A 24092-nucleotide genomic window follows, 5' to 3' on the forward strand; every position below is an offset into this window, starting at 1 on the left:
AGGAGAATATCTTGAAAATGGACTTAACAAAATTTCACGAATTTTTCGAGCATTGTGTCGGAAAGTGGACGACAGAACGAACTTATCATTATCTGACCCATCAAGAAATCGAGCGATCGCATACAGAATTTAAAATACATCCCCTCGCTTCTGCCGTAAAATTAAAAGTCGTTGCTGACAATCAATATATTCCCCCGGCTCAAATCGAACAGTTACCCGGATTTTCTCTGGCTTTTCATACCATTTCAGAAAAAGGGGAAGAAGTTTCTCAACAACTGAATTTGCTTTTCGTGCCTAAAATCGAACATAGTTCGCTCCTCGAAGGAGACTATCTCAGAGATAAAGCCTATGAGGAATCGCGTCCCATCGTCTCTCATTTTTGTTTTGACAGCAATACTCGCGAATTATTAATGACAACTCGTTACACTCGCGTTATTTCCATTGATTCTATTACCCTCATCAATCCTAACCTGCGAATTCGTCGTATTTATAATTATCAACGTCCTCCTGAAGGCCAACTCTTGGAAAAAATGATCCTTGTTGGTTTTGGCGTAGAACAAAAAGAGCGGTAAAATCAATGAGGAATCAATAACGAGCAACGAGCAGATTTTAGGAGATCGCAACATGAAAGGGATTAAAGATGCGGGAGAATTCTTTCAGCAGAGTGCCGGTCAATGGCTCTCTCAACGCACGACCCATCATTTACCCTTTCGTCGTGCTGAAAGCGGCGGTTCTGATATTAAGGTAGAATTTCTCTCTCGAGAACATCCTAAAATTGCCGAAATTTGTCAAATGCACGAGATCGATCCGAGTTTGGCGATCGGTGGGGCTTTTGTCTGCTGGGATGGAGCAATGGCATGGGATAAAGAAGGAGAAGATCATAAAGGAGATACGGTTTTTGCTCTCATTCCCGATCCCGAAAATCCTCGCCAAGGACGGTTGTTACGGGAAAGAGGCTATGCGGAAATCGTTCCCGTTGCGGGTCATTATGAGATGGATGAAGAAGATGGCTTAAATTTAATCACCGATTATGACACCATGAATGTCACCGAACGGTTTTGGTTTGTCTCTCCAGATTTACGCTTGCGGACAAGTACGGTGAAGCGATTTGGGGGTTTTAATACCGCCACATTCTGCACGGAATTTCGCAGGAGAGAATCCTCTGAAGGGGAAAAATCTGGAGAGGGAGAAGAAGCGATCGCCGCAATTACAGGCTGGTAGTTTCCTACTTAAATCGGCATTCTTAAATCGGCATTTCATCGGTAATTTGCTCGGGGGAAACCAGCGAAATTTGCGGGGCATTTTTAAATAATCTTAATTCTCCCGTAACATAAGCATAACTCCGACGCAGATAAGCGCTTTCTTGGCTAATATAACGCGAGTTCAGTAAAGCAACAATTGTCTGTCCGGTTTCAGAATCGAGATTGGGCAAAAATAAACTAAATGGCTGTTGAACTGAGCCAATTTTTATTAAGCCACTGTGTTGGGAAATGCGTCGGATCGATCGCAATTCCGTAAAAATTGTCACTTGCTTTTGCTGTTTTGCATTCTCCATTAAAATTGGAAAATCCAAGCGAGAATTAAATAAATTTTTGTGCAAAGGTTTAATCCGACGATATTCGTCAATAATTTTTGCTCGCAATTGCCACCACGTCCCCAATGCTGCATAATTTTGTATTTCTGCTTGATTAACGGCAATTTGATTCCATATGCCAATATTCCTTCGTTGTGCCTTGCGTTCTGCTTGAATATATCGCTGATGCTTATCGGGAAAAATTGCATGACCGTATTTAACAAAATAGGGACTATATCCTTCTGCGATCATTGTTTCTTGAAAATCAACCCCTTCTTTGTGAAGGAAAACCAACAAGCGTCCAAAATTCCCGCGATATCGTTTTAAGCAAGTTTCAATCTCTTCATTTCCCGGAAATTCAAGGGTTACAGTATCATTGGGTTGAAAAAATTCTTCTGCTCGTTCTTTAGCGCGATCTCCCCAAGGTGTAATCGCTTTATTACTGCCTATATTTGATTCTTCCGTATCGATCGCGAGAAGGCGAAGAGATTCATCTTTCTCGATACCGGGAAGAAAAACGCGCACTGTATCTCCATCAACAACTCGATTGACCGTAACTTCAATTGCCGTTCCCCGAATCATCCGAACCTCCCTTTTTTTCGGATTGCCTGAAAAATCAAAATTATGCGCGATCGCTTTCGATTGCGATCGCAAAATCAAGACTTATTTTTGACACAAGTATTGTAAAAGAATACAATATGAATATGTTTTTGTCCAATTGAAGGCTATCTTGCATTTTATCGTCAACATCTCTGGAATGAAAATTGCGAAGATATTGAGAATTTCCCCTAGACATTAAAATTCAACCCAGAAAGAGGTTATGAAAAAGAATTCCTTATTCTTCAAGTTGATTTTCGCAACAATGGCGATCGCGATCGCTATTGGTCTCAGAATCAATTCCTCTCCAGACTATGATTCTACTCCTTCTCATTCTTTCTCTCTCAATCATCTCGAAAACCCTTCTCTGGCCTACAATCCTGTTGCAGTCTCTTCTCCAGACTTATATGCTGCTGCGGGTTGTTCCAACATTGACTGCTCTAACTTAGCTTTTCGGCATATTCGCGATCGCCACTGTACCGCCAGTTGTGCAACTGACAATAAGAGCATTTTTGTTGCTGATTACTGTGGTAGTGAAACCAATATGCGAAATTTTTGTCGTGCCATTAAAAATTCTAGCAATTGTCGTCAAACAACCCAGCGTAACGGACGGATTAAGGCAGTTGCAACCTTAAGCAGTAACGTGGGAACAAATCGAAATAATGGTTGTAATTTGACCCAGACGGGAAGTGTAATTTACGATCCAAGTGGCAATATTATTGTGACTCAGTTCCCCGGACAATAAATCAAAAAACATAGAACTATGCGAGATATTTATATTTGCGACGCACAAGGAAATCTTCTCAAACAAGAAGGATATTGCGGACTACCAGAATCAATTTGGACGGCTACATTTAAGTGTATTACAGAACAATATAAATCTCAAATTTTAGCCAAACTCTGGCAATACTACTACGGTCAAAAAGGAGATAATTTCTTATCTTCAATAGAGGTAAATCTTCTCTTAAAAGATATTCAGAATTTGCAGCCACTCTTAAGCAATATTGAGGTCTCAGAAATCAAAGCTGCAGAAACAGATATTCAGACAATTGAGATATTTTTTGCTGACTTACTGAATTTATGTCAAAAAGCACTATCTTGCGATCGCTCATTAAGATTTGTGGCCGATTAATCTGAGACAAAAAAGAAGTTTTAAAATCTTTGAGATCGCGTTAAAATCGATCGCAGATTAGACAGGATTTTGCTTTAATACACGATTGAGTTTGCCACTTTGATATCCTTCAAGATCGAGAGTGACATAGAAAAAACCTAACGCTTGAAAAGTCGTCACTAAATTCTCAAGATCGGTACTCGCAACAAATTCCTTAATTTGGTCTGGGAGGAGTTCAATTCTCGCTGTATCCCCATCCGATCGCACCCGCAGATTTTTCCAGCCTAATTTTCGCAGATAAACTTCCGATCGTCCGACACGCTGCAATTTTTCGCTGGTAATTTCTTCCCCATAAGGAAAACGAGAACTCAAACAGGGTTGCGAAGGTTTATCCCACCACGGTAAATCTAACATCTTGCTGAGTTCTCGCACTTCTAGTTTACTCATTCCTATCTCGGCTAAAGGCGATCGCGCACCTCGTTCTTTTGCGGCTTGAATTCCGGGACGATAATCTTGGAGATCGTCGGCATTCACCCCATCAATAACATAAGGATAGCCTCGATCGCGAGCAATGGGTTTGAGTGTATCGTGGAGTTCACTTTTACAAAAATAACAGCGATTGACAGGATTAGAAGTATAATTAGAATTCTCCATTTCCTGAGTTTCTATAAGTTCGTGATTGATTCCAATTGCGGCGGCTTGAATTTTGGCATCTTCCAAATCTTCTGGTAGCAGAGAAGGAGAAATTGCCGTCATTGCTAAAGCACGATCGCCCAAAACATCATAAGCAATTTTTGCGACTAAGGTGCTATCAATACCTCCAGAATAAGCAATTAAAGCGCAATCGATGTCTTGAAATAAAGTTTTCAGTTTTTGCAATTTTTCCGCGATCATCATATACCTCCAAGTTTTGCCCTGATAACTGTTTACTGATAACTGATAACTGTCAAAGGGGTAGATAAAATGTAAAACAACTCCCCATTTCTAGTTGCGAACTTACATTTAAATCGCCACCATGAAGTCGAGCGAGTTTTTTCGATAAAGCCAAACCCAAACCCGTTCCTTTATACCTGCGTTGAAGGCGATTTTTGATTTGAGAAAAAGGCTTAAAGAGTTTCTCAATATCTTCTTCTGCAATCCCAATTCCCGTGTCAAAAACTGAAAATTCTAAACGATTTTGAGTTTGACACACTTGTAGCGTTACCGAACCGGACTCTGTAAATTTAATCGCATTTGAGAGCAAATTAACTAAGATTTGCTTGAGACGGCGTTGGTCAGCCATACAAGTTGTTAGATCGGGAGCAATTTCTAAGTTTAACCCTAAAGATTGAGAATGAGCAAGGTGTTTGACCATCGATACCGAAGCAAGACAAACTTCTTCAATTGATAGTTTTTCTAAGTATAATTCTTCTCGATTAGCTTCAATTCTGGCTAGGTCTAAGAGATCGTTAATTAGCTCGAGGAGATGTTCTGAAGAAGAAGCGATCGCGCTAATATATTCCGTTTGCTTGGGGTTGAGATCGCCATAAATGCGATCGAGCAACATTCTCGCAAAACCCAGAATTCCAGTTAAAGGAGTTCGCAGATCGTGGCTCATCATAGAAAAATGCTCGCTTTTTTGACGATTTTCTCGTTCCAGTTTCGCAGCAATTTGCTGCTGTTGTACTTGGCTGAGTGCAATGGCAATTCTACGAGCGATATCGCCTAATGTTTTGATTTCTATTTGGCTAAATGTCCGCTCTTGGCTAATCGTTTGTATGCTCAGTCCTCCATAGATTTTTCCACGAAATATACTGGGAACGCTTAATAGAGAGCGAGGGTTTTCTTTCTTGAAATTTTGAACGCTATGGCTTTGATCTTGACAATATTCTGGATAATTAACAGCGAGAAAATAATGTCGTTCTCCTAGTTTTTCGGTTTGAGTTAGTTCCTTTTGCCAAGCAGAAGCGGCCAATTTAAGACCCAATAAAGAAGAAATTTCTTCGCGATCGCGCCATTCATATTTGACCCAAACATCTGTCTTATCAACTGTTAAACCCAGTACGCGTTCGACATTAAAGAAAATACCAATTTTTTCGAGAACTGTTTGTAAAATAGTATCAATTTCTTCGTCGCTATCAAATAAGCTATCAATGCGATCGAGAAATTTTTCTCGTTCTTTTTGTTGTTGTAATTGCTGTTCGATCTGTTCTTGATATAAAGCGATCGCGCAATTTCGGGCGATAGTATTGGCAATATTAATTTCTCGTTCGTTCCATTGACGACTGCTCTCACAATCCTGTAAAATCAAGACTCCAAAATTGAGATTGTGATAGTGCAAAGGAATTTCTAAAGTTGCAGGAATTAATGCTGAATTAGAAACCGAGTGAATTATTTTGGGTGCATTCTCATGATGAGAAAGCGTAGTCAGATGCCGATCGTTGCAGGCAGAAAATTCCTCGAAGAAACAACAAGAAGGTACAGAAGAGCCACGCTGCAATGTTGGCTGAGAGATATAGCGAACAATAGATTTTCGATCGCGATCGCGAAGCATAATACAACAACAGCTTACATTCAGAATTTCATGCAAGATATTAATATTTTTATTGATACAACTATGAGAAGTATAAGTGACTAAATGTTCGGAGCGATCGCTATTACGATGGTGAAAATCAAAATATTCTTGCTTCAATTTCTCGAGACAATCGGTGAATTTTTCCCATCTTGCATATCCGGTAAATCCCAAACTCAAATAAGTATCAATCAATTCCTCTCGGTGAGATTTTGAGAGGGCTACTAAAGGAACTGAATCTTGAAATTGTTTGCAAAAGGAAAGAAAGCGAAAAAGTTTCTCTAAAGGATTTTGAGAAAAATCCCGATCGGGATCGAGCCAAAGAATTCCCTGATATTGTTTGGCTTGGAAGCAGTCGAGATATTCTTGTTCTCCAATAGCAAGATCGTAACTGAAAAACAAAGAATTCGCTTCTAAAACTCGAGTTAGCGGAATCGTGTCAGAACGATCTGTCGCAACGATCAGTAGATGTAGGATGGATGTTATTGCCATCTTTTGTCTTTTTCGCCCCAGTATGCGCTATTGTAATTAATTTCCCCCAAATCGAACCTAAAAATAAAGTTCAAACTGAAATTAGCTGGTTAGTCGGTACGATTAACTCAAATACGATTAACTCAAACACGATTAACTCAAACACGACCAACTCAAACACGATTAACTAAAACTGACGGCGAGAAAAAATCAGAATTGCGATCGCCAAAAAAAGAATGATATAAACAAAAGCATAAAGCGCATTCTGAAAAAGTTCTGATGGTGAAGGCAATAAGCCATAAACGGCTTCATTTCTTAAATTTAATCTTGACAGATCGGGCAAAACAAGGTAGAGATTTTTCGCAATCGCCTCAATTTGAGGATTTTGACTGAGCTTTCCCAATACGACCAAATCTTGACTGGAATGCCCCATCAAATAGATACCTAAAGATAGTATAACAGCAACCAAAGAATTGGTAAACGTACCAAACATCAGAGCGGCAGCCGCCAAAACTCCAATTTCTAAAACTAAAAATGCGAGGACGAGGAAAAAGTTTCCCAAGGGGAAATCACTGCCATCAACCCCTAAAACAAGACGATACACAATACTCATACCGATCGCGATCGCGCCGACAACACCCCACAAACCCAAATGTTTGCCCGCGATCGTTTCCGCCCGACTGACAGGTTTTGATAAAATCATCAACACCGTGCGCTTTTCGATTTCCTTGTTCATCAAACCGGTGCCGATAAAAATTGCCGCGATCGCACTCAATCCGGCGATCGTCGCCAATCCCAAATCGATAAACATTTTGGTTTCGGTACCGGCAGCAACTTCTGGCAGCCATCGCTTGGCGACAACCAGAAATAGGGCAACAATACCGAGGAAATAGAGAACCCGATCGCGCAGAGTTTCGCGAAATCCATTGGCAGCGATCGCTAAAATTCTACCCGCATTCATTGAATTTGTTGTGAGTTGTTGTTCGTTTTGGAGCGGGCGGTAAGAGATTCCGACCGTTAACAAACTGTTAACGTTTTATATCCTATCAAAATACGTTGCTATTGCTGCGAGATTATGCACCTCTGACCCGAGTTTCTCCCGCATCTAATGAGCGGAGTCTCGCAATTTCGAGTAAATTAGTTAAGTTGACTGCATCTTAAAATTCGTTATTTATAACGATGCGACGATCGCACAGCCGATCGCCTATACCTCCATTACCAATTATCCGTCTCCCATTGTTCATGTCTCAATCCCCAAAATTATACGAAGGTAAAGCAAAAATCTTATATGCCACAGAGGATGCAGAAAGTTTGCTTGCGTACTTTAAAGATGATGCGACGGCTTTCAATGCCCAAAAACGAGGAAATATTCAAGGCAAAGGAGAGGTCAACTGTACCGTATCGTCCGTACTGTTTCAATACCTCGAAGAAAAAGGCATTCCCACCCATTATCTCGAGCAAACCGCACCGGATCGGATGCGAGTTCGAGCCGTGAAAATTTTTCCCCTCGAAGTCGTGGTGAGAAATATTGCGGCGGGAAGTTTGTGCAAGCAAACCGGTCTGCCCCTCGGGATGCAGCTCCCAACTCCTCTGGTGGAGTTCTACTATAAAAATGATGATTTGGGCGACCCCTTACTCACTCGCGATCGTCTCTCGTTAATGGAACTTGCTTCTCGGGTGCAAATCGAAGAAATGCACAATCGCGCTTTACAAATTAATCAATATCTGACAACGTTTTTTGAAGATTGCGGAATTACATTAGTTGATTTCAAAGTCGAGTTTGGTTTAGACCATCAAGACCAAATTCTTCTTGCCGATGAAATCAGTCCCGATACTTGTCGCTTGTGGGATGCGACCGAAAGCGATCCCCAACGACGAGTCATGGACAAAGACCGCTTTCGTCACGATCTCGGACAAGTTGAATCAACTTATCGGGCTTTGTGCGAAAGAGTCCTCAAAGCGTCTGGAATCGGGAACTGATAACCGAGTAACCGCTCGAAACCCTTGAAAACCTCATTAAATTGGTGTGTGGAAGTGCTGAACCGAACTAAAAAAATGCGCCTATCCCTCGTTCCCATCGTCGTCCTGACGGCTTCAACAACTTTAAGTGCGGCAGATTCCGCCCTCGCGATCGCCGAGATAATTGCCGAAGAGAGGACTTCCCAAACCGAAGATCCTCAGATCGCCGATCCCCTCGAGCAAGCGACGAGTTTGCCCCCCCACAAAACCAAAGAAAAATCGATTGTCACCCTCGAGCGACCCCCAGAAGCACGCTTATCGGAAGACTGGCCTCGGATTCCGGGCAGTGAAATTCCCTTAGCCAACTTGGAGATTCAAGAAGAACTGTTTCCAGAGATAGAGCCAACTTGGGAAATTCAGCGCTTAGAAATTTTGGAAACCCCCTCAGCCGGAAGAATCACCCCGCAAATTGAGGAATTGACGGAGTTAGCGGGTATTCAAGAAGCGGATTCCGCCTTAGAAACTCCCTCATTCCCCGAGATTGCGCTACCCCTCGCCCAGTCCGATCCCGGCTTAGAAGAAGAATTGGGGCAAAATTTGCCAGATTCTCCTTTAGACACAGATATTCCCACCGCCCCGCCTACGGATGCAGAACCGCAAGTTTTGGTTTCAGAAGTTGCGGTGGAAGGCAGAAGATTGACTCCAGACCTCGAAGAACTCGTTTACGATACCATCAGTACCCAACCCGGACGAACGACCACCCGAGGACAATTGCAAGAAGATGTGAATGCCATCTTTGCGACGGGTTTCTTTGCCAATGTCACCCAAGTGCCAGAAGATACGCCGTTAGGGGTGCGAATTACCTTTCGGGTGGAAGTCAATCCGGTTTTAAGTCGCGTAGCGGTGCGGAATTTGCCACAAGGAATTGGCGAACCCGCGATCTCTCAAGAAGCGATCGATGAAATTTTTGAAGCGGGATACGGCGAGACCCTCAATCTCCGCAATTTACAAGAAGGGATTATCGAGTTAAACGAGTGGTATCAACAAAACGGTTACGATCTCGCTCAGGTCGTAGACAGTCCCAATGTGAGCGATGATGGTGTTGTCACCCTTGTCGTGGCAGAAGGGGTAATTGAAGAGATTCGCGTGCGCTTTTTTGATGAAGAACAGCAAGAAGTAGATGGGTTGACCCGCCCATTTATCGTAACGCGAGAAATGCAGCTTGCCCCGGGGACAGTGTTTAAACGAGAAACCGCCCAAGCCGACTTGCAACGCGTGTTTGGTTTGGGATTGTTTAAAGATGCGCGTTTATCGTTTTCTCCCGGGAGCAATCCTTCCCAAGTGGTGGTGAATGTCGATGTAGAGGAAGGCAATACGGGATCGATCGCGGCAGGGGCGGGGATTAGTTCCTCTACCGGATTCTTTGGCACCTTGAGTTATCAACAGCGCAATGTGGGGGGCAATAACCAACAATTAACCGCCGAGTTACAAGTCGGAGAACGAGAAATTCTCTTCGACCTTAGCTTTACCGATCCTTGGATCGCGACGGATGCTAATCGCTTGTCCTATACCCTGAATGCGTTTCGGCGACAATCGATTTCCTTGATTTTTGATGGGGGCGGGACGGAAATTCGCCTGCCCAATGGCGATCGCCCACGAGTGGTCCGCACGGGAGGAGGAATCACCTTCAGCCGCCCTCTTTCTCCAGATCCCTTCACTAAGCCCGAGTGGATTCTCTCGGCAGGATTCCAGTATCAAGGGGTTTCCATTCAAGATGCTGATGGCGATCTCTCTCAGTTTGATAGTTCCGGCAATCTGCTCTCATTTTCTCCGGGAGGACACGATATTTTAGCGCTCTTGCAATTTGGTGCGGTGCGAGATTTACGCAATAGTACCCTGCAACCAACAGAAGGCTCTCTCTTACGTTTGGGGATGGATCAAACGATTCCTGTCGGGGCGGGAACCATTTTGTTCAATCGCGTGCGAGCCAGTTACAGTCATTACTTTCCCGTAGATTTTATTAACTTTACTGAAGATCCCAATGCTCCCCAAACCCTTGCGTTTAATTTGCAAGCCGGAACGGTTATTGGCGATCTACCGCCTTATGAAGCGTTTAGTATTGGGGGGGCAAATTCCGTGCGTGGGTTTGCTGAAGGCGATTTAGGGAGCGGTCGTTCCTATTTTCAAGCGACTGCCGAGTATCGCTTCCCGATTTTATCGTTTGTAGGGGGGGCCTTGTTCGTGGATTACGGGACGGATTTAGGTACGGGAAATGACGTGCCTGGAAATCCTGCTGTTATACGAGGCAAACCGGGCAGTGGCTTTGGTTACGGGGTTGGGGTTCGCATTCAATCTCCTCTCGGACCGATTCGGGTTGATTACGGCTTTAATGATGATGGAGATAGTCGCTTGCATTTTGGCATTGGCGAACGGTTCTAATCAATGAGCAATGAACAATGATCGATGAACAATTGGGGATGGAAAGAACGTTAGAAAATTCTTTTGAGCGATCGGGGGTTGGGCTGCATTCCGGTCAAATGACAACGGTGCGGGTAAAACCTGCCGATGTGGGTTCGGGGCGTTATTTCGTGCGGACGGATCTGCCCGGTCAACCGCAGATTCCCGCTTGTTTGACAGCAGTAGAACAAACGACTCTATCAACAGAGTTGGCCGGAGAGGTTGGTAAAGTTCGCACGGTAGAACATTTGCTGGCGGCTTTGGCGGCAAGCGGCATCGATAATGCTTGCATTGAAATTGATGCGGGAGAAGTCCCTTTGTTGGATGGTTCGGCGCGAGAGTGGCTGGAGGCGATCGCTCATTCGGGCTACCAAGAATTCCCCACTCAGTCCACCCCCAATATTCTCGCTATCCGCGAACCGATTTCCGTGGCAGAGGGTGATGCTTTTGTCACGGTGATGCCTGCCGAGAAAACTCGCTTTACCTATGGCATCGATTTTGCTTATGCTCCCATTGGCAATCAATGGTACAGTTGGAATCCCGAAGTCGAAGAGTTTGCCAATGCGATCGCTCCTGCACGAACGTTTGGTTTTGCCGACCAAATCGAGCAGTTGCGTCAAGCCGGATTGATAAAAGGGGGAAGCCTTGATAATGCTTTGGTTTGCGATCGCGAAAAGTGGTTGAATCCGCCTTTGCGATTTGCAAATGAACCAGTACGGCATAAACTTTTAGACTTAGTAGGCGATTTAAGCCTATTGGGAAAATGGCCGCGAGGACATTTTCTCGCTTACAAAGCCAGCCATCACCTGCACGTCCGACTCGCTAGGGCGATCGCGCAATGCTGACGCACTATCCGCGTCCTGTAAATTTGTCCCCATCCCGTTGGCGTTAGGAGTTCAAGAAATAAGAGCAAGAATAATGACAATCGCAACTGAAACAACCCCTAAAAAAAGCACCGTACCGGAAACGCAGAATCAAAATTGCGACTCGGAGCGACAGACCGAATCGCTCGGTATGGGAATCGAAGATATTCAAGACCTCCTGCCTCATCGCTATCCTTTCGCTCTAGTCGATCGCATCATCGAATTCGTTCCGGAAAAAAAAGCTGTCGGCATTAAAAACGTCAGTATTAATGAACCGTTCTTTCAAGGTCATTTTCCCGGTCGCCCCATCATGCCTGGGGTGCTGATCGTTGAGGCCATGGCCCAAGTGGGGGGAATTATTCTCAAAAAAATGGATGCCAGTAATGGTTTATTCGTTTTTGCCGGCATTGATAAAGTGCGCTTTCGCCGTCCGGTCATCCCCGGCGATCGCTTGGTGATGACGGTGGAACTCCTCCGCGTCCGAGGGGGTCGTTTTGGCAAAATGCACGGTCGTACGGAAGTGGACGGTCAATTGGTCACAGAAGGCGAAATGATGTTTTCCTTGGTAGACTAATTCCTGAATGATGCAAGCTGAATTTGCCGGAGTAACTCTCTTGAAAACCTTAATTCATCCGAGTGCTGTCATTCATCCCCATGCCGAACTGCATCCCACGGTTCGGGTCGATCCCTATGCCGTCATTGGTGAAAATGTGAAAATTGGTGCGGGAACTCGTATTGGCGCTCATGTCGTCCTCGAAGGTCCGACGGAAATTGGCGTAGACAATCACATTTTTCCGGGGGCGGCGATCGGACTCGAACCCCAAGACTTAAAGTATAAGGGAGGATCCAGTTGGGTAAAAATTGGGGATGGCAACCGCATTCGGGAATACGTTACCATCAACCGCGCGACGGCAGAAGGAGAAGCGACGACGATTGGTAGCAATAATTTAATCATGGCCTATTCTCATGTCGCTCACAATTGCAAAATTGGCGACAAGGTGGTCATTGCCAATAATGTTGCCTTGGCCGGCCATGTGGAGATTGAATCAAAAGTTGTTATCGGGGGCGTGTTGGGTATCCATCAATTCGTGCGGGTGGGGACAATGGCGATGTTAGGAGGGATGAGTCGCATCGATCGCGACGTTCCTCCCTATATGTTAATTGAAGGCAATCCCGGACGGGTGCGATCGCTAAATTTAATTGGTTTAAAACGAGGCGGCCTGAGAGGAGATGAGCTAAACCTATTAAAAAAGGCGTTTCGGATGCTCTATCGTTCGGATCGGTCTTTTACCCAAGCTCTTGAAGAATTAGATCGACTCGAAGATAATTCCTATTTAACCCATTTGCAGAAGTTTCTCCACGCCTCTCTCTCCTCCGATCGCCGCGGACCCATCCCAGGCAGTCAAAAAGCAAAACGTTGAACTGTTATCAATTACCAAGTATCGATTGTAATGCGTATTTTCATCAGCACGGGTGAAGTTTCGGGAGATTTACAGGGTTCTTTATTAATTAAAGCCCTCAAACGTCAGGGACGCGATCGCGGGGAAGAAGTAGAGATCGTTGCTTTGGGAGGCGATCGCATGGAAGCGGCAGGAGCAAGTTTGATTGCGAATACCGCGCCGATCGGTTCATTCGGAATATTTGAATCTCTACCTTTTATTTGGGACACGATCAAAATTCAGCGCCAGGCGAAGCAATATTTACGCGGTCATCCTCCAGATCTGGTGGTTCTCATCGATTATCAAGACCCAAATTTAGCGTTGGGTTCTTATTTGCGAGAACATTTTCCCGAGGTGCCGATTATTTTTTTTATTGCGCCGCAAGCGTGGATATGGTATCCCCTTGCCAGTAAAGTCGAAACGCTAGTTCGCATTACCGATCGCGTCTTGGCCATTTTTCCCGCCGAGAAGAAATTTTACGAACAGCGTGGAGTTCCGTCCCATTGGGTGGGTCATCCTCTCATCGATCGCATTCAAACGGCACCAACGCGAGAAGCGGCAAGGCTGCGTTTGGGAATCAAACCCGAACAAACCGCGATCGCTCTCGTTCCTGCCTCTCGCCGACAAGAAATTCAATATCTCCTCCCGCCGATTTTGGCGGCGGCTCGCAAATTGCAAGATCGAATCCCCGATGTTCATTTTTGGATTCCTTTGTCTTTACCACGATATCGCGATGCGATCGAGCAAAAAATTCAAGAATATCAATTACACGCAACTTTATTAGACGGTCAAACATTAGAAATTCTGGCGGCTGCAGATCTGGCAATTACTAAATCAGGAACGGTTAATCTAGAAATTGCCTTATTAAATGTTCCCCAAGTGGTGGTTTATCGCCTCCATCCTTTGAATGTTTGGATTGCGCGGAAGATATTTAATTTTTCCGTTCCTTTTGTGTCTCCCGTTAATTTAATGAATATGGAAGATATTGTCCCAGAGTTCTTTCAGGAAAAGGTAACATCGGAAAACATTTTCCAAGAAGCGATGGACTTGTTGACAGATCGGCAAAGATGCAATTCTATTCTCGCGGGCTATCAAAGAATGCGAGCCAGTATGGGAGATTTAGGCGTTTGCGATCGCGCCGCTACAGAAATTTTTAACCACATGACTCATCATAATTCGCCTTTGCCCTCTCTGGCCAAGGAAGGGAAATAATTAATAATTAATCACTAATCACTAATGTCAAAACGCTTAGTCTCTCTTGATGTTTTCCGAGGAATTGCGATCGCCAGCATGATTCTCGTCAATAATCCCGGTAGTTGGAGTCATGTTTATTCCCCATTACTCCATGCAGAGTGGAATGGTTTTACTCCCACAGATCTCGTATTTCCAGCCTTTTTATTTATTGCCGGGACGGCAATGGCGTTTTCATTACGAAAATATCTCGATACAGAAACAAACAATTCCGAACAAATTACAGCTAAAGTGTATTGGCGCATTGGTCGGCGTTGCGGATTATTATTTTTACTGGGCTTACTATTAAATGGATTTCCTAATTATGATTTACCCGAACTGCGAATTATGGGAGTTTTGCAGCGAATTGCTATTGCTTATTTTGGTGCAGCGATGGCAGTATTACATTTATCCCGGAAATGGCTATGGGGATTATCCGCTTTAATTTTAATCGGTTATTGGTTAATGATGACTTTTATCCCCGTTCCCGGAATTGGTGCAGGAGAATTAACGCCCGATGGGAATTTTGCCGCTTATTTGGATCGTTTCGTCTTAGGAACGCAACATTTATACAAACAACGTGCTTTCGATCCAGAAGGTTTATTTAGTACTCTTCCGGCTATTATTACTGTCTTATTTGGTTATTTTACGGGAGACTGGTTGCGTTCTCAACCACAAAAATCAAAGACGAGTTTGAGTTTAGTTGCTTTTGGCATTTCCACCTTATTATTGGGATCGTTATGGGGAACATTTTTTCCCATTAATAAGCAACTTTGGACGAGTTCTTATGTTTTGTATAGTGCAGGATGGTCATTATTTTTATTAGCATTTTGTTATGAACTCATCGAAGTTCGCAAGATTAAACGCTGGGGATTTCCCTTTCAAGTCATGGGACTCAATGCAATTTTTGTCTTTGTTATTTCGGGTTTTGTCGTCCGCATTCTTTATCGAACCAAAATCGGGAATGGAGACGATGCCCCGAGTACCTATACTTGGTTATATCAAACATTCTTTGAACCTTGGGCAGGCTCTTTAAATGGATCTTTATTATTTGCGATCGCCAGCGTTCTCTTTTGGTGGATTATTCTCTATTTTATGTACCGAAAACGCTGGTTTATTAAAATTTAGTTTGTTATTTGGAGATCGTCCCGTGGAACAAATAATAACAGATAACTAAATCCAATATCCTTGTTTAACCAGTTCTTGCAGTACGGGAAAATAATTTGTTGGAGAGTATTTAGCGGTTTTCATCAAAGGAGTAGCATCAAAATTCACGATCTTTTCGTGTTCTTCGGAAATGGGTTTAATGCCGCAAGGACTCCGATCCCATTCAAGAATTTGACAGAAGCGAGTTAATACTAAATCTTCGTAATTGTAAATATTAATCAATTTCCCCTCTAATCTCGAAGCAGCAGCAGCCCATTTTCTCACAGCATCTCGCCGAATTGTTCCTCCGAGAAGCAAAACATTATTGAGACGAATTTGTGCTTCCGACCAATCTCTCATGGTATAATAAGCAACGCGAGCGCCAACAGAAAACCCCAGCAAAGAAACAGACTCTAACGCATTTTCCGAGATGAGTTTGGGAATGTAACTTTTACCAACTCTCCTCACATAATTTTTGTGTTTGTGCCAGTGGACGATCGCATCGGTTTCCAATTGTGCTAGAGATTCCAAAGAAGGACTGAAATTGGAGCGATCCCACCAAAGCGCATAAATCGAACCCCGCCATCCCACTTGGCGAAGGACTTGCCACCACTGGCGATTATCTTCGGGGTTGTCGAGACGTTCAGAAAGAGAGCCATCAATGAAAATTAATGCCTCGGGGTTTCCTAAAGATGGCTCGATCGGAATTAAGTAAGGTTTCTCCATACTTAAATTTTATCATAACTTTCCCACAACTCTCATCAATGAAATATTGGCTTGAAAGTTTTGCCGTCACTCATCGAATTTTAACGGAATTATTGCGCCGTCGTCGGAGTTTGTGGTTTTGGCTTTTATTTCCCGTAACTGTTCTTTTATTAAATGGTTATATCTTAGCAGAACGCGCTCAATTACCGCTTTCTATGGCTCTGAAATTTGCTGCACCTTCTACGCTGATCGGTGCGGCTTTCTTTTTTAGTTGTGTGGGGGGGACTGTTGCCGTTATTGTCTCAGAACGGGAACAACAAACCCTCAAACGCTTATTTTTATCGCCCTTAAGCGGAATATCTTATTTTTTGGGAATTTGTGGGGCGCAAGGCGCGATCGCGATCGGGCAAACTCTCGTTATTTATTCTTTATCCGTAGTTTTAGGTGCGCCCTGTACTGGCTCTTTATTCCTTGCCATTCTCATTCTTTTTCTCAGTATTATAAGTTATGTTGGTGTCGGCTTTATTTTAGGAACGCAGCTAGCACGAAGAACGGAAGATGTCAATACATTAATTGCTGCTTTTGGTGTTCCTTTATTAATTATTGGCGGCGCATTTTTTCCAACTCTAATTTTTCCCGACAAACTTTTACAAATTGCTCGTTTTAATCCCATTTTTCACATGAATGAGTCTTTAGTGAAAGTTTGGGCAGATGGTGCTAATTTAGTGGGAATTGGTGGACATTTTGGCTTACTCTGTGGTTTTGCTGCGATCGCGATCGCCTGTGGTTGGTTATCCTATCGACGAATGCTAACTAAAGAAAGAAGATTGTAATAACATTAATCATTCCTCAATATCTTCAAACAGAATAGTATTGAGTAAATTTAACTCATTAGAAATCATAAAATAGCGATTGTCAAAAATAGTATCAAGTTGAGATAAAACCGGACGACCCGCAACCGCAGCCCAAGGAAAACGCTTATAGCGAGGAATAGCAGGAAGGGCAATTCCATGAGAAATAAGGGAACGAGAAAGAGACTGATGCCAGATTTGCGGGTCTTCTAATTCTTGTTTCCTGCGATATTCATCTCCTTCTTTTTCATCTTGTAAAAAATAAGGATAGTCGAGAGGAAGCGCGATCGCAAGAGTCCGAGTATTCATATCCTGCAATGTTGAATATTCTCGCATTTCTTCAGTTTGTTCGAGATTTAATAATTGGTGAAGTTCTCTGGCCAAACGGCGCAGTTTGTTGTGAATTCCTCGTGTCTGGCTGACTCGATACAAGAGAGAAATAAGAAGTTTATGATTATTTTGACTACCGATCGTACTCCCTTGAAAATTATATTTTTCTCGGATCGGGCGATCGCACCAATTTTCTAACCAAAAAGGTCCGATACAAGCGATATTTTCTGGGATAATTCCCGTCAAGTCATTAAGGTTGGGTAACAAGCGATTGGTAGGGGAAGAAGTGCTTTTTGTCAAGCCCTCTAATGTTTGATAATCGACATAAGTAGGAGTATTTTCTTCTGGAGGAAGACCGAGTAAATTCAAATCACCAAACTGTTCTTCCACTAATTCTATCGCATTTTTAATGCTACCTTTATGACTTTGGAAATGTTTATCGCGCATAAAAACCCGCGCTTCTTTCAGAAATCCTTGTACATCCTTGGCAATTAAATTCAATAATTCGTCACTTCTCACCCCTCCTACGGGAACGAAAGCGATCTGTTTTTGTTGTAGTCCTGCATCGCCTTTAATGCGGGTGTAAATCGTCGATCGCAGCATTAATAATAACGTTAAAATATCGCTAGCCTGTCGCAACCATTGACGGTTATCGATTTCTACTTCTCGATCTTCGATAATAAAGAAATCGTGAATAAAAAAGACCAAGCGCCGCGATCGCTTATCTCCAAATCGTTTTTCTTGAGTGTTGGGATCGGTATATTCCCCGCGTCCTCGATAAATTAATTGGGCAATTTCCATCAAAGACGATTCAATATTAAAGCGAGGAAAAGAAGCAATAATCCAATCTGCTAAAGGAAAAGAAATTCCTCGGGAACCCGAAGAAGTCATTAAGAAAATACGAATTTCATCGCGTCTCGGTTCGCTAATTAATTCCTGTTTAATTGTTGCGGGAACGCTTTGATCGAGAACTTCAACGAGATCGGGAGAGAAAAGTTTTCCCTCTCCTTCCGTTAATTTAGTCTGCAATTCTCGTAAAAAGGCTTTATCTTGAGCAAAAAAGATAATTTGTCCGGCTTTATTTTTCACAGCGCGTTGAATTTCTCGATAAGAATTCTCTAAAGATAAATCCTCAGATTGTTCTCGAATTGCTCTTGCGATCGACTGTTTTCGTCCATTGCTATCAAGTGCGGGAGAAATAGGAGAAAGACGAATGCGATAATCAATGTCTAATGTTGTTGCAGGATAACTATTGGTCATCACGTGCAACGTTGGATAAGTTCGGTTTCCTAGCTTCAAATGAGATCCTGTAACTCGAAATGGTGATTCTCCTTGGCTGCGACTGATGAGTATTTTATCGGGAACGCGATCGCTAGATTTACGACCCGAATTAATGAAATTATCCAGAACGATTTCATTGCTCAAAGACGCATCTGCAAGCACGAGAATCACGCGAAAAGGAGAAATTTTTCCCTCAAACGGATCGATAAATTGTTGATTTAAAAAGTTAGCAATTTCACGAACAAATAATGCTCCTGCACTATCTCCTGCAATTTCATCAATCATAACAATAATTGTTGAAATTCGACGAGAAAATTCTTGACGTTCTGTAATTCCGGGTTTTTTATCAAATGAATTATTAAATAAGTTTCCTAATGCTTTAATAGTGGTTTTTTGGTCTAATTTGCGATAACCTTGAGTAGCAGCAGTAATAACAACGCGATCGCATTGAGGATTCTCTGCTAATAACAAACGAGCCGATTTTGCTAAAGTTCTTAAAACCCCCGGATTTTGTTTAGTTTCCATCATGTATTCTCGTTCGTTGACCGATTTTTGTCGGCGACGAGGATCGATGATTTTATCATCAATATCTCGCTCTTCTTCAGGGGTTACAAAGAGAATATTACTTTCTAGCTTGTTTAAATTCTCTATTCCATCAACCACTGCGATCGCATCAACAAATCGTTTACTTTTCTCATTTTGAGATTGGTGATATTTTTTTGCTAATCCGATTAATTTTGCACTGCTAGTCAGGGTCAAAATTCCCGTACATTCTCCCTCTTCTCGAGCTAATTTTTGCGTCACATCGCGGTTAATAGCTACGCGAGGACTAACATAGAGAAATAAAAAGCCTTCGGTTTGCTTTTTCAGATAAGAAACAACTGCAGTTGTTTTCCCAATTCCCGGATTTCCTTCTAAGGCGATCGCATTGACACATCCCTTTTTAGCTGTAGTTAAACCGGCCTCAACGGTTGCTGCGTGAATCGATCGCAACGGGAGAGAATCTTGCTCTAAAAACTCATTAATAGACTTCCGAGGAGAATCGCGAAAAAACGCTGTTAGCGCCTCTGTCTCCTCAATAGATCGTATAATGGTAGCGCGATCGAGAGGCTGCATGGGTTGAAAATAATTCTCAACCGTTTCATGAAAATGATAATCGATATCGTGAGTTAAACTCGGTTTATTGAGTAATGGTTTAACTTGTTCTTTAAACGCTTTAGGAAGAGCCATTAAAAGTTTTTTAAAGGCTAATTTAATCTCGCGATCGAGGTCTTGGGGATCGTCATCTCCTAGTTTGTGCATTTCTTGATAAGCTACACCAAGCGATCGCAATAACTGAATGCGAGAATCTGACTCGGGAGAGTTCCCGGTAAAATGCACCGCCAAACTTTCCAACCCATTAGAAGTAATCGCCATTGCTCTCGCGTCACAGGAATTTTGCAAGCGTTTTTGGCGATATAATAAAGTGATTAAGCGATCGGTATAAGAAGAAGCTTGACAGAGTTTATAAAGCGGTTTATCTCGACTGCTAAAGGCAATGAGATGATTTTTTAATCTCGCACTAAAATTAAGTTTATCATCCTTCACTTCCGCACAAATTCGCGAGAAACTCCCGCGAGAGTCCAAATAACGAGTATAACGCGCAATCTCTTCGCAATGGGAGATTTCCCGACCAAAATCTTTAAATTCTCGCAAAGCATTATAAGAAAATTCAAAACATAAAATATAATCATCTTTGCGTCTGTTTGTCTCTGAAAATATTGGCGATAACCACAATAAAAAATCTGCTCTCGCCGGATAACCTTTCTTGACCATAGAACGATCGGTTGTTGAGAGTTTAAAGGCTTTGTGAAAAGCTACAACTGTTTTTTGTCGTTCTATATTTTTAGGATCTTCTGCAAATCTTGGATCGTCAACTCCGGGTAGGGTTAAAGGACACCAAATCGCCTCTAATTGCATTTTTCGCAAAGAGGTTTTAGATTTAAATTGATGCTGAAAACATTCTCGTAAGGTCGTCCACCCCAAACCATAGCCAAAAATAAGAAGATAGCGGACATATTCTCGAATCCATTGTTTAGAATTTTCATCCGTGACTTGCAAAACAAGAATAAGTTTCTGTGTTAATTGATTGACTTTTATTTCCTTCCAGTCTGAAAACTGAGGATGATCTCGATCTAACAATTGGGAATAAATTAAATACGCTAAAATCCCGCGTTGTACGGAAATTTCAAAGACTCTTCCCCAAACTGAAGTATTATTTAAACTGTTATTTTGCATCTCTAATCCTCCTTATTCAAAACACTAGAAATATGAGTTAATATCGCTCGATAATTCAATAAAACATCTCCTTTTCTTCGCGAGTGCATGATTTTAACTTCTCCCGCAGCTTCTACTGTGTTGGGAGAAATCCAACCAAAGGGATCGAGGACGGGGAGATATTGTTGCTTTTGGATTCCTTTTTCTGCTTCAATAAAATGCAGTCCGCGCAGTACGCTCAAAAGACAAGGATGAATAGGAGAATTACCTTCTGGGTTGATAAGATGCTGGCGCGATCGCTCAGTTTGGTTAATATTTCCAGTGCTGCGATCGGAGACTAAAAAATAGATACAAAATCCCGATTGAGGGCGTTGATTAGGTTCGATCGCATGTAAGGTTGCAAAGGTATAGATAGGAATAATATCTCGTTGGTGACTCTCTGCAAATGTCTTGGAAAAATCGCCATGATCGCTAGCGCGTACAATCTCAAATGCAGCTTCTTTTGCATCTCTTTTATGCAGGCGCGTTGCGGGAAAAACATCCCGCAAGAGAGTATAAAGTGTTAAGTTAGGGAAAGTTTGAAATAATTCGTGCAGAAATTCTTTCGTAATGAGAGGCGTATTGTCTTCAATCACTTTATTAATGCGACGACTTTTATAGGAATGAGACAACAAAATAATATGTTCGCAACCTTGTTTTTGTAGGTATGCGATCTCTTCTCTCACGAGTCTCTGTTTTTTCAGTTCTGCATCTGAATAGACAATATCCGATTGCATTCTTTCCGCTTTTAATTCATAACCGATAAACGGTTTATCAACGGAATTTGCAATATAACTTTGACTGAGAAAGAGGTTGTTTTTCTTTTTCTCATGGGGACTTTCATCGCAAGGACGCGCAATATAAGAGATTAACCCAATCTGAGGAACTTCTGGTTTTTCAGGAGTGGAAACGACTAAAGGAAATGCACTCAATAACGCATTGAATGTACCTTTTCTGACATAGCTAGAATTATTACCTTGCAAATTCTCTAAAACCATCCCTTGCATCCGCATGGGAAGTTCTCGTGCTAATATGGCTTCGAGCGCTTGTGCTGCTGCATAAACATATCCTTCTCCACTGCGATTGTCTGTCTCTCGATTATCTTGAAAGCGCAACATTAAAGCGGTTAATGCAGAATTATCATCTGTCGCGAGTTCTTGAATTTGCTTGATAATTACCCAAAGACAACAGTAAATTAAAATCGGAAAAGCTGTAATTGCAATGGTGTGGATTTGTTTTGCTTCTTCATTCTTCTTATTATTTGTTTGATTCTTGTTTCTTTTTAAGGTTCTCGTTTCATATTCAATTTGAATATTTGACGAAGCAGTCCATCCTGTCGCCTGTTTGAGAGATTGGGAAGGCTGATATTTTTTGACACTATCTTCCTCTATTGCCGATTTTTCATACTTGTAAGGAGTCCAAAGAATTTGCAATAGTTTTGAGGATAGTTGTCGCTGTAATTTTATTGTTGTCTCTTCTTCTTTGACAGCTAAGTTTCGTTCTGATAGCTCAATATTAACTTTAATTGAAAACAACAAATTAGGAACGTCTGGGCTTGTATCGATCTCAATTTGTTGAAACCATTCAATTTCTTTCTGTAATAAATCTTTAGAGCCGATTTCTGCTCCTCGCAAGCGATCTAAATTGAGAATATCTCGTTTCACGCAAATATATTTTTGAGAGGTTGTTTTGCGAACTCGTGAAATAATTTTATTACCTTTATTGCGGATAACAGTAATTAAAGCATTAGCAATTTGATTCATTGGAACAGATCGCTCTTTTCGTAACTTTTCGATTAAGTCTTTAATCTTCGCTTGACCATGCTTAATAATGTTTTTGAGTGTTTCCATCCCTTTCCAAACTTGTTCTTTGCTGAGTTGAGTTTGAGAATCGCTAGGGACAACAACTGTGAGAAAAAACAACTCTATTAGACAGCGATTAATTCGCGACAGAGACATAAAAAACCGCTCTTTTTCATCAGAACAAAGATGTTCTTCAATATTATCTAAATGTGCTTCAAAAGCAGATTTTTTCAGTTCTGGATTTTGCCCATTAATGCGAAAACGATAGGTAACATCGCGAACAATTTCACTATTCAAGGTTTCCTCTTCAAAAATTTGTGCATTCCATTCCGGCCAAACCACAAGATTCCAAAAAAAGGAACTATTATTCACATATTTTAAAAAGTTAATATCTGCTTTATCGCCATAAACAGCTGTTAAATCGAGATTAAACCCTTTCTCATTCACCAGTTCGATAAAATAGTCAATACGCCGAATATATTCCCCTAAAAGTTTTTCATTAACTGTCGAACTGTTGGTGATAGTTTGCCCGATCGCAGCCATAATTTGGCGACTGACTTGCGCCCGCACTCGCGACATGGCTTCATCATTAAGAAAAGCAAGAAAACCGTTGATTTCGCTATCAGAACTGCGATATTCTGCTTCTAAACTCGCGATCGCATCCTCAATTTCTTCCTCATCCCAACCCAATTGATTTTCTGTATAATCTTCGATCGCAGCACACATCTTCTGAAAATAATTTCCCGCTTCAATCGTTTCTCGGGCAGAAATCAATTTAGCGACTTTCTTCGCTTGTTGTTTCTTGTCTGGTAAATCTTCCTCAAACATTAAAGAAGATAAATTAGATTCTCCAGTTGCTGCATTCAGCGAAGTCTTAACTTGACGGGCAATTTTTCTTAATTCTTGGTTTGCATCGTTACACACTAAATCCGTCAGAGAAACTTCATCCGGTAAAACCTCATCAAGTTCTTCTGTAATCACTTGTTTTAAACTCGCGATCGCTTTGGGAAGTTTTTCTTTATTTCCCTCAGTGAGTTGTCCTCCCAGACGGCTGCGAAATTTATATCGAGGTGGATTAAAATTTTGTATGAATTCGCGTCCGGGTTCTAACTTAAATGTTCGTTCTTTATTTAATAAAGAAAAGAGCCTTAATAATACTCCAGACGTACAAACTCGCAAACACTTCTTCTTGTTATTATTATCGTACCTAAAAAGAGAGCGATTTCTGGGATTCTTCGCATCGGGAGAATTATTGTCATCGGCGATCGCTTTAGCAAGTAAAGTAACGAGAGAGGCTAAATCGATCGATGCTTGTTTGGGCAATGCCGTTAAATCGGCACCGCGATCGCTAGCGGGCATAATTTACAGTCTCCTAATTTATCCGTCATTTGACAGCTTCACCCTCGAAGATTGACTAACTCTTCGATAATG

19 protein-coding genes are annotated in these 24092 nt (G+C 42.1%); 12 read left to right on the forward strand and 7 right to left on the reverse strand.

Going from position 1 to position 24092, the window contains the following annotated elements:
- Window positions 1–17: 17 nt before the first annotated feature.
- Both AC6RV6_RS20915 and AC6RV6_RS20920 read left to right on the forward strand, forming a co-directional pair.
- On the forward strand, window positions 18–572 hold the full coding sequence (locus AC6RV6_RS20915; RefSeq protein WP_500242815.1) for a phycobiliprotein lyase: 555 nt from the start codon (window positions 18–20) through the stop codon (window positions 570–572).
- Window positions 573–624: 52 nt separating this feature from the next.
- Entirely contained in the window at window positions 625–1221 is a 597-nt protein-coding gene (locus tag AC6RV6_RS20920) for a phycobiliprotein lyase (RefSeq protein WP_500242816.1), read from the forward strand.
- Between the two features lie 22 nt (window positions 1222–1243).
- Here AC6RV6_RS20920 and AC6RV6_RS20925 read toward each other — a convergent pair whose 3' ends face one another.
- Window positions 1244–2155, reverse strand: a complete 912-nt coding sequence (locus tag AC6RV6_RS20925; protein WP_500242817.1) for a thermonuclease family protein — start codon at window positions 2153–2155, stop codon at window positions 1244–1246.
- 238 nt (window positions 2156–2393) lie between these two features.
- On the opposite strand from AC6RV6_RS20925, the gene AC6RV6_RS20930 reads away from it, so the two are divergent.
- Entirely contained in the window at window positions 2394–2915 is a 522-nt protein-coding gene (locus AC6RV6_RS20930) for a hypothetical protein (protein WP_500242818.1), read from the forward strand.
- Between the two features lie 18 nt (window positions 2916–2933).
- Window positions 2934–3302 (forward strand): hypothetical protein, encoded by a 369-nt coding sequence (locus tag AC6RV6_RS20935; protein ID WP_500242819.1) that lies wholly within the window; start codon window positions 2934–2936, stop codon window positions 3300–3302.
- Window positions 3303–3359: 57 nt separating this feature from the next.
- Here AC6RV6_RS20935 and larE read toward each other — a convergent pair whose 3' ends face one another.
- From larE to AC6RV6_RS20950, 3 genes are all read right to left on the reverse strand, one after another.
- Window positions 3360–4178 carry an ATP-dependent sacrificial sulfur transferase LarE gene (larE, locus tag AC6RV6_RS20940; RefSeq protein ID WP_500242820.1) on the reverse strand — a complete coding sequence of 273 codons (819 nt, stop codon included), beginning with the start codon at window positions 4176–4178 and terminating at the stop codon, window positions 3360–3362.
- A gap of 49 nt (window positions 4179–4227) precedes the next feature.
- Window positions 4228–6324, reverse strand: a complete 2097-nt coding sequence (locus tag AC6RV6_RS20945; protein ID WP_500242821.1) for an ATP-binding protein — start codon at window positions 6322–6324, stop codon at window positions 4228–4230.
- A gap of 166 nt (window positions 6325–6490) precedes the next feature.
- On the reverse strand, window positions 6491–7264 hold the full coding sequence (locus AC6RV6_RS20950) for an ABC transporter permease (RefSeq protein ID WP_500242822.1): 774 nt from the start codon (window positions 7262–7264) through the stop codon (window positions 6491–6493).
- 281 nt (window positions 7265–7545) lie between these two features.
- Between AC6RV6_RS20950 and purC the strand changes: the two genes are divergently transcribed.
- From purC to AC6RV6_RS20985, 7 genes are all read left to right on the forward strand, one after another.
- Complete coding sequence (gene purC / locus AC6RV6_RS20955) at window positions 7546–8283, forward strand: phosphoribosylaminoimidazolesuccinocarboxamide synthase (RefSeq protein WP_500242823.1); 738 nt, start codon at window positions 7546–7548, stop codon at window positions 8281–8283.
- 75 nt (window positions 8284–8358) lie between these two features.
- A complete protein-coding gene (locus AC6RV6_RS20960) occupies window positions 8359–10701 on the forward strand; it encodes a BamA/TamA family outer membrane protein (RefSeq protein ID WP_500242839.1) in 2343 nt (780 codons plus the stop codon).
- A gap of 38 nt (window positions 10702–10739) precedes the next feature.
- Window positions 10740–11564, forward strand: coding sequence for a UDP-3-O-acyl-N-acetylglucosamine deacetylase (gene lpxC, locus AC6RV6_RS20965; protein ID WP_500242840.1), 825 nt, complete (start codon window positions 10740–10742; stop codon window positions 11562–11564).
- Window positions 11565–11637: 73 nt separating this feature from the next.
- Window positions 11638–12156: a 3-hydroxyacyl-ACP dehydratase FabZ gene (gene fabZ, locus AC6RV6_RS20970; protein ID WP_500242824.1), complete on the forward strand. Its 519-nt coding sequence runs from the start codon at window positions 11638–11640 to the stop codon at window positions 12154–12156.
- Between the two features lie 7 nt (window positions 12157–12163).
- Complete coding sequence (lpxA, locus tag AC6RV6_RS20975) at window positions 12164–13003, forward strand: acyl-ACP--UDP-N-acetylglucosamine O-acyltransferase (RefSeq protein WP_500242825.1); 840 nt, start codon at window positions 12164–12166, stop codon at window positions 13001–13003.
- A gap of 30 nt (window positions 13004–13033) precedes the next feature.
- Window positions 13034–14233, forward strand: coding sequence for a lipid-A-disaccharide synthase (gene lpxB, locus AC6RV6_RS20980; protein ID WP_500242826.1), 1200 nt, complete (start codon window positions 13034–13036; stop codon window positions 14231–14233).
- 24 nt (window positions 14234–14257) lie between these two features.
- Window positions 14258–15379 (forward strand): acyltransferase family protein, encoded by a 1122-nt coding sequence (locus tag AC6RV6_RS20985; RefSeq protein WP_500242827.1) that lies wholly within the window; start codon window positions 14258–14260, stop codon window positions 15377–15379.
- A gap of 45 nt (window positions 15380–15424) precedes the next feature.
- Here the strand turns inward: AC6RV6_RS20985 and AC6RV6_RS20990 are convergent, their stop codons facing one another.
- On the reverse strand, window positions 15425–16123 hold the full coding sequence (locus AC6RV6_RS20990) for a DUF726 domain-containing protein (RefSeq protein ID WP_500242828.1): 699 nt from the start codon (window positions 16121–16123) through the stop codon (window positions 15425–15427).
- A 38-nt stretch (window positions 16124–16161) separates the two neighbouring features.
- Here AC6RV6_RS20990 and AC6RV6_RS20995 point away from each other — a divergent pair, with 38 nt between their 5' ends.
- Window positions 16162–16935, forward strand: a complete 774-nt coding sequence (locus AC6RV6_RS20995) for an ABC transporter permease (protein ID WP_500242829.1) — start codon at window positions 16162–16164, stop codon at window positions 16933–16935.
- Between the two features lie 9 nt (window positions 16936–16944).
- Here AC6RV6_RS20995 and AC6RV6_RS21000 read toward each other — a convergent pair whose 3' ends face one another.
- Complete coding sequence (locus AC6RV6_RS21000; protein WP_500242830.1) at window positions 16945–20841, reverse strand: helicase; 3897 nt, start codon at window positions 20839–20841, stop codon at window positions 16945–16947.
- A gap of 2 nt (window positions 20842–20843) precedes the next feature.
- Window positions 20844–24020 (reverse strand): hypothetical protein, encoded by a 3177-nt coding sequence (locus AC6RV6_RS21005; protein ID WP_500242831.1) that lies wholly within the window; start codon window positions 24018–24020, stop codon window positions 20844–20846.
- Between the last annotated feature and the right edge of the window lie 72 nt (window positions 24021–24092).

The sequence above is a fragment of the Spirulina sp. LEGE 11439 genome, assembly GCF_059821285.1.

Coding starts and splice junctions, on each gene's coding strand:
- lpxC (WP_500242840.1), top strand. CDS start 10,740: ATGGAAAGAACGTTAGAAAATTCTTTTGAGCGATCGGGGGTTGGGCTG.
- AC6RV6_RS20995 (WP_500242829.1), top strand. CDS start 16,162: ATGAAATATTGGCTTGAAAGTTTTGCCGTCACTCATCGAATTTTAACG.
- AC6RV6_RS21005 (WP_500242831.1), bottom strand. CDS start 24,020: ATGCCCGCTAGCGATCGCGGTGCCGATTTAACGGCATTGCCCAAACAA.
- AC6RV6_RS20915 (WP_500242815.1), top strand. CDS start 18: ATGGACTTAACAAAATTTCACGAATTTTTCGAGCATTGTGTCGGAAAG.
- AC6RV6_RS20945 (WP_500242821.1), bottom strand. CDS start 6,324: ATGGCAATAACATCCATCCTACATCTACTGATCGTTGCGACAGATCGT.
- AC6RV6_RS20985 (WP_500242827.1), top strand. CDS start 14,258: ATGTCAAAACGCTTAGTCTCTCTTGATGTTTTCCGAGGAATTGCGATC.
- AC6RV6_RS20950 (WP_500242822.1), bottom strand. CDS start 7,264: ATGAATGCGGGTAGAATTTTAGCGATCGCTGCCAATGGATTTCGCGAA.
- AC6RV6_RS20935 (WP_500242819.1), top strand. CDS start 2,934: ATGCGAGATATTTATATTTGCGACGCACAAGGAAATCTTCTCAAACAA.
- larE (WP_500242820.1), bottom strand. CDS start 4,178: ATGATGATCGCGGAAAAATTGCAAAAACTGAAAACTTTATTTCAAGAC.
- purC (WP_500242823.1), top strand. CDS start 7,546: ATGTCTCAATCCCCAAAATTATACGAAGGTAAAGCAAAAATCTTATAT.
- AC6RV6_RS20990 (WP_500242828.1), bottom strand. CDS start 16,123: ATGGAGAAACCTTACTTAATTCCGATCGAGCCATCTTTAGGAAACCCC.
- lpxA (WP_500242825.1), top strand. CDS start 12,164: ATGATGCAAGCTGAATTTGCCGGAGTAACTCTCTTGAAAACCTTAATT.
- AC6RV6_RS20925 (WP_500242817.1), bottom strand. CDS start 2,155: ATGATTCGGGGAACGGCAATTGAAGTTACGGTCAATCGAGTTGTTGAT.
- AC6RV6_RS20920 (WP_500242816.1), top strand. CDS start 625: ATGAAAGGGATTAAAGATGCGGGAGAATTCTTTCAGCAGAGTGCCGGT.
- AC6RV6_RS20930 (WP_500242818.1), top strand. CDS start 2,394: ATGAAAAAGAATTCCTTATTCTTCAAGTTGATTTTCGCAACAATGGCG.
- AC6RV6_RS20960 (WP_500242839.1), top strand. CDS start 8,359: ATGCGCCTATCCCTCGTTCCCATCGTCGTCCTGACGGCTTCAACAACT.
- fabZ (WP_500242824.1), top strand. CDS start 11,638: ATGACAATCGCAACTGAAACAACCCCTAAAAAAAGCACCGTACCGGAA.
- lpxB (WP_500242826.1), top strand. CDS start 13,034: ATGCGTATTTTCATCAGCACGGGTGAAGTTTCGGGAGATTTACAGGGT.
- AC6RV6_RS21000 (WP_500242830.1), bottom strand. CDS start 20,841: ATGCAAAATAACAGTTTAAATAATACTTCAGTTTGGGGAAGAGTCTTT.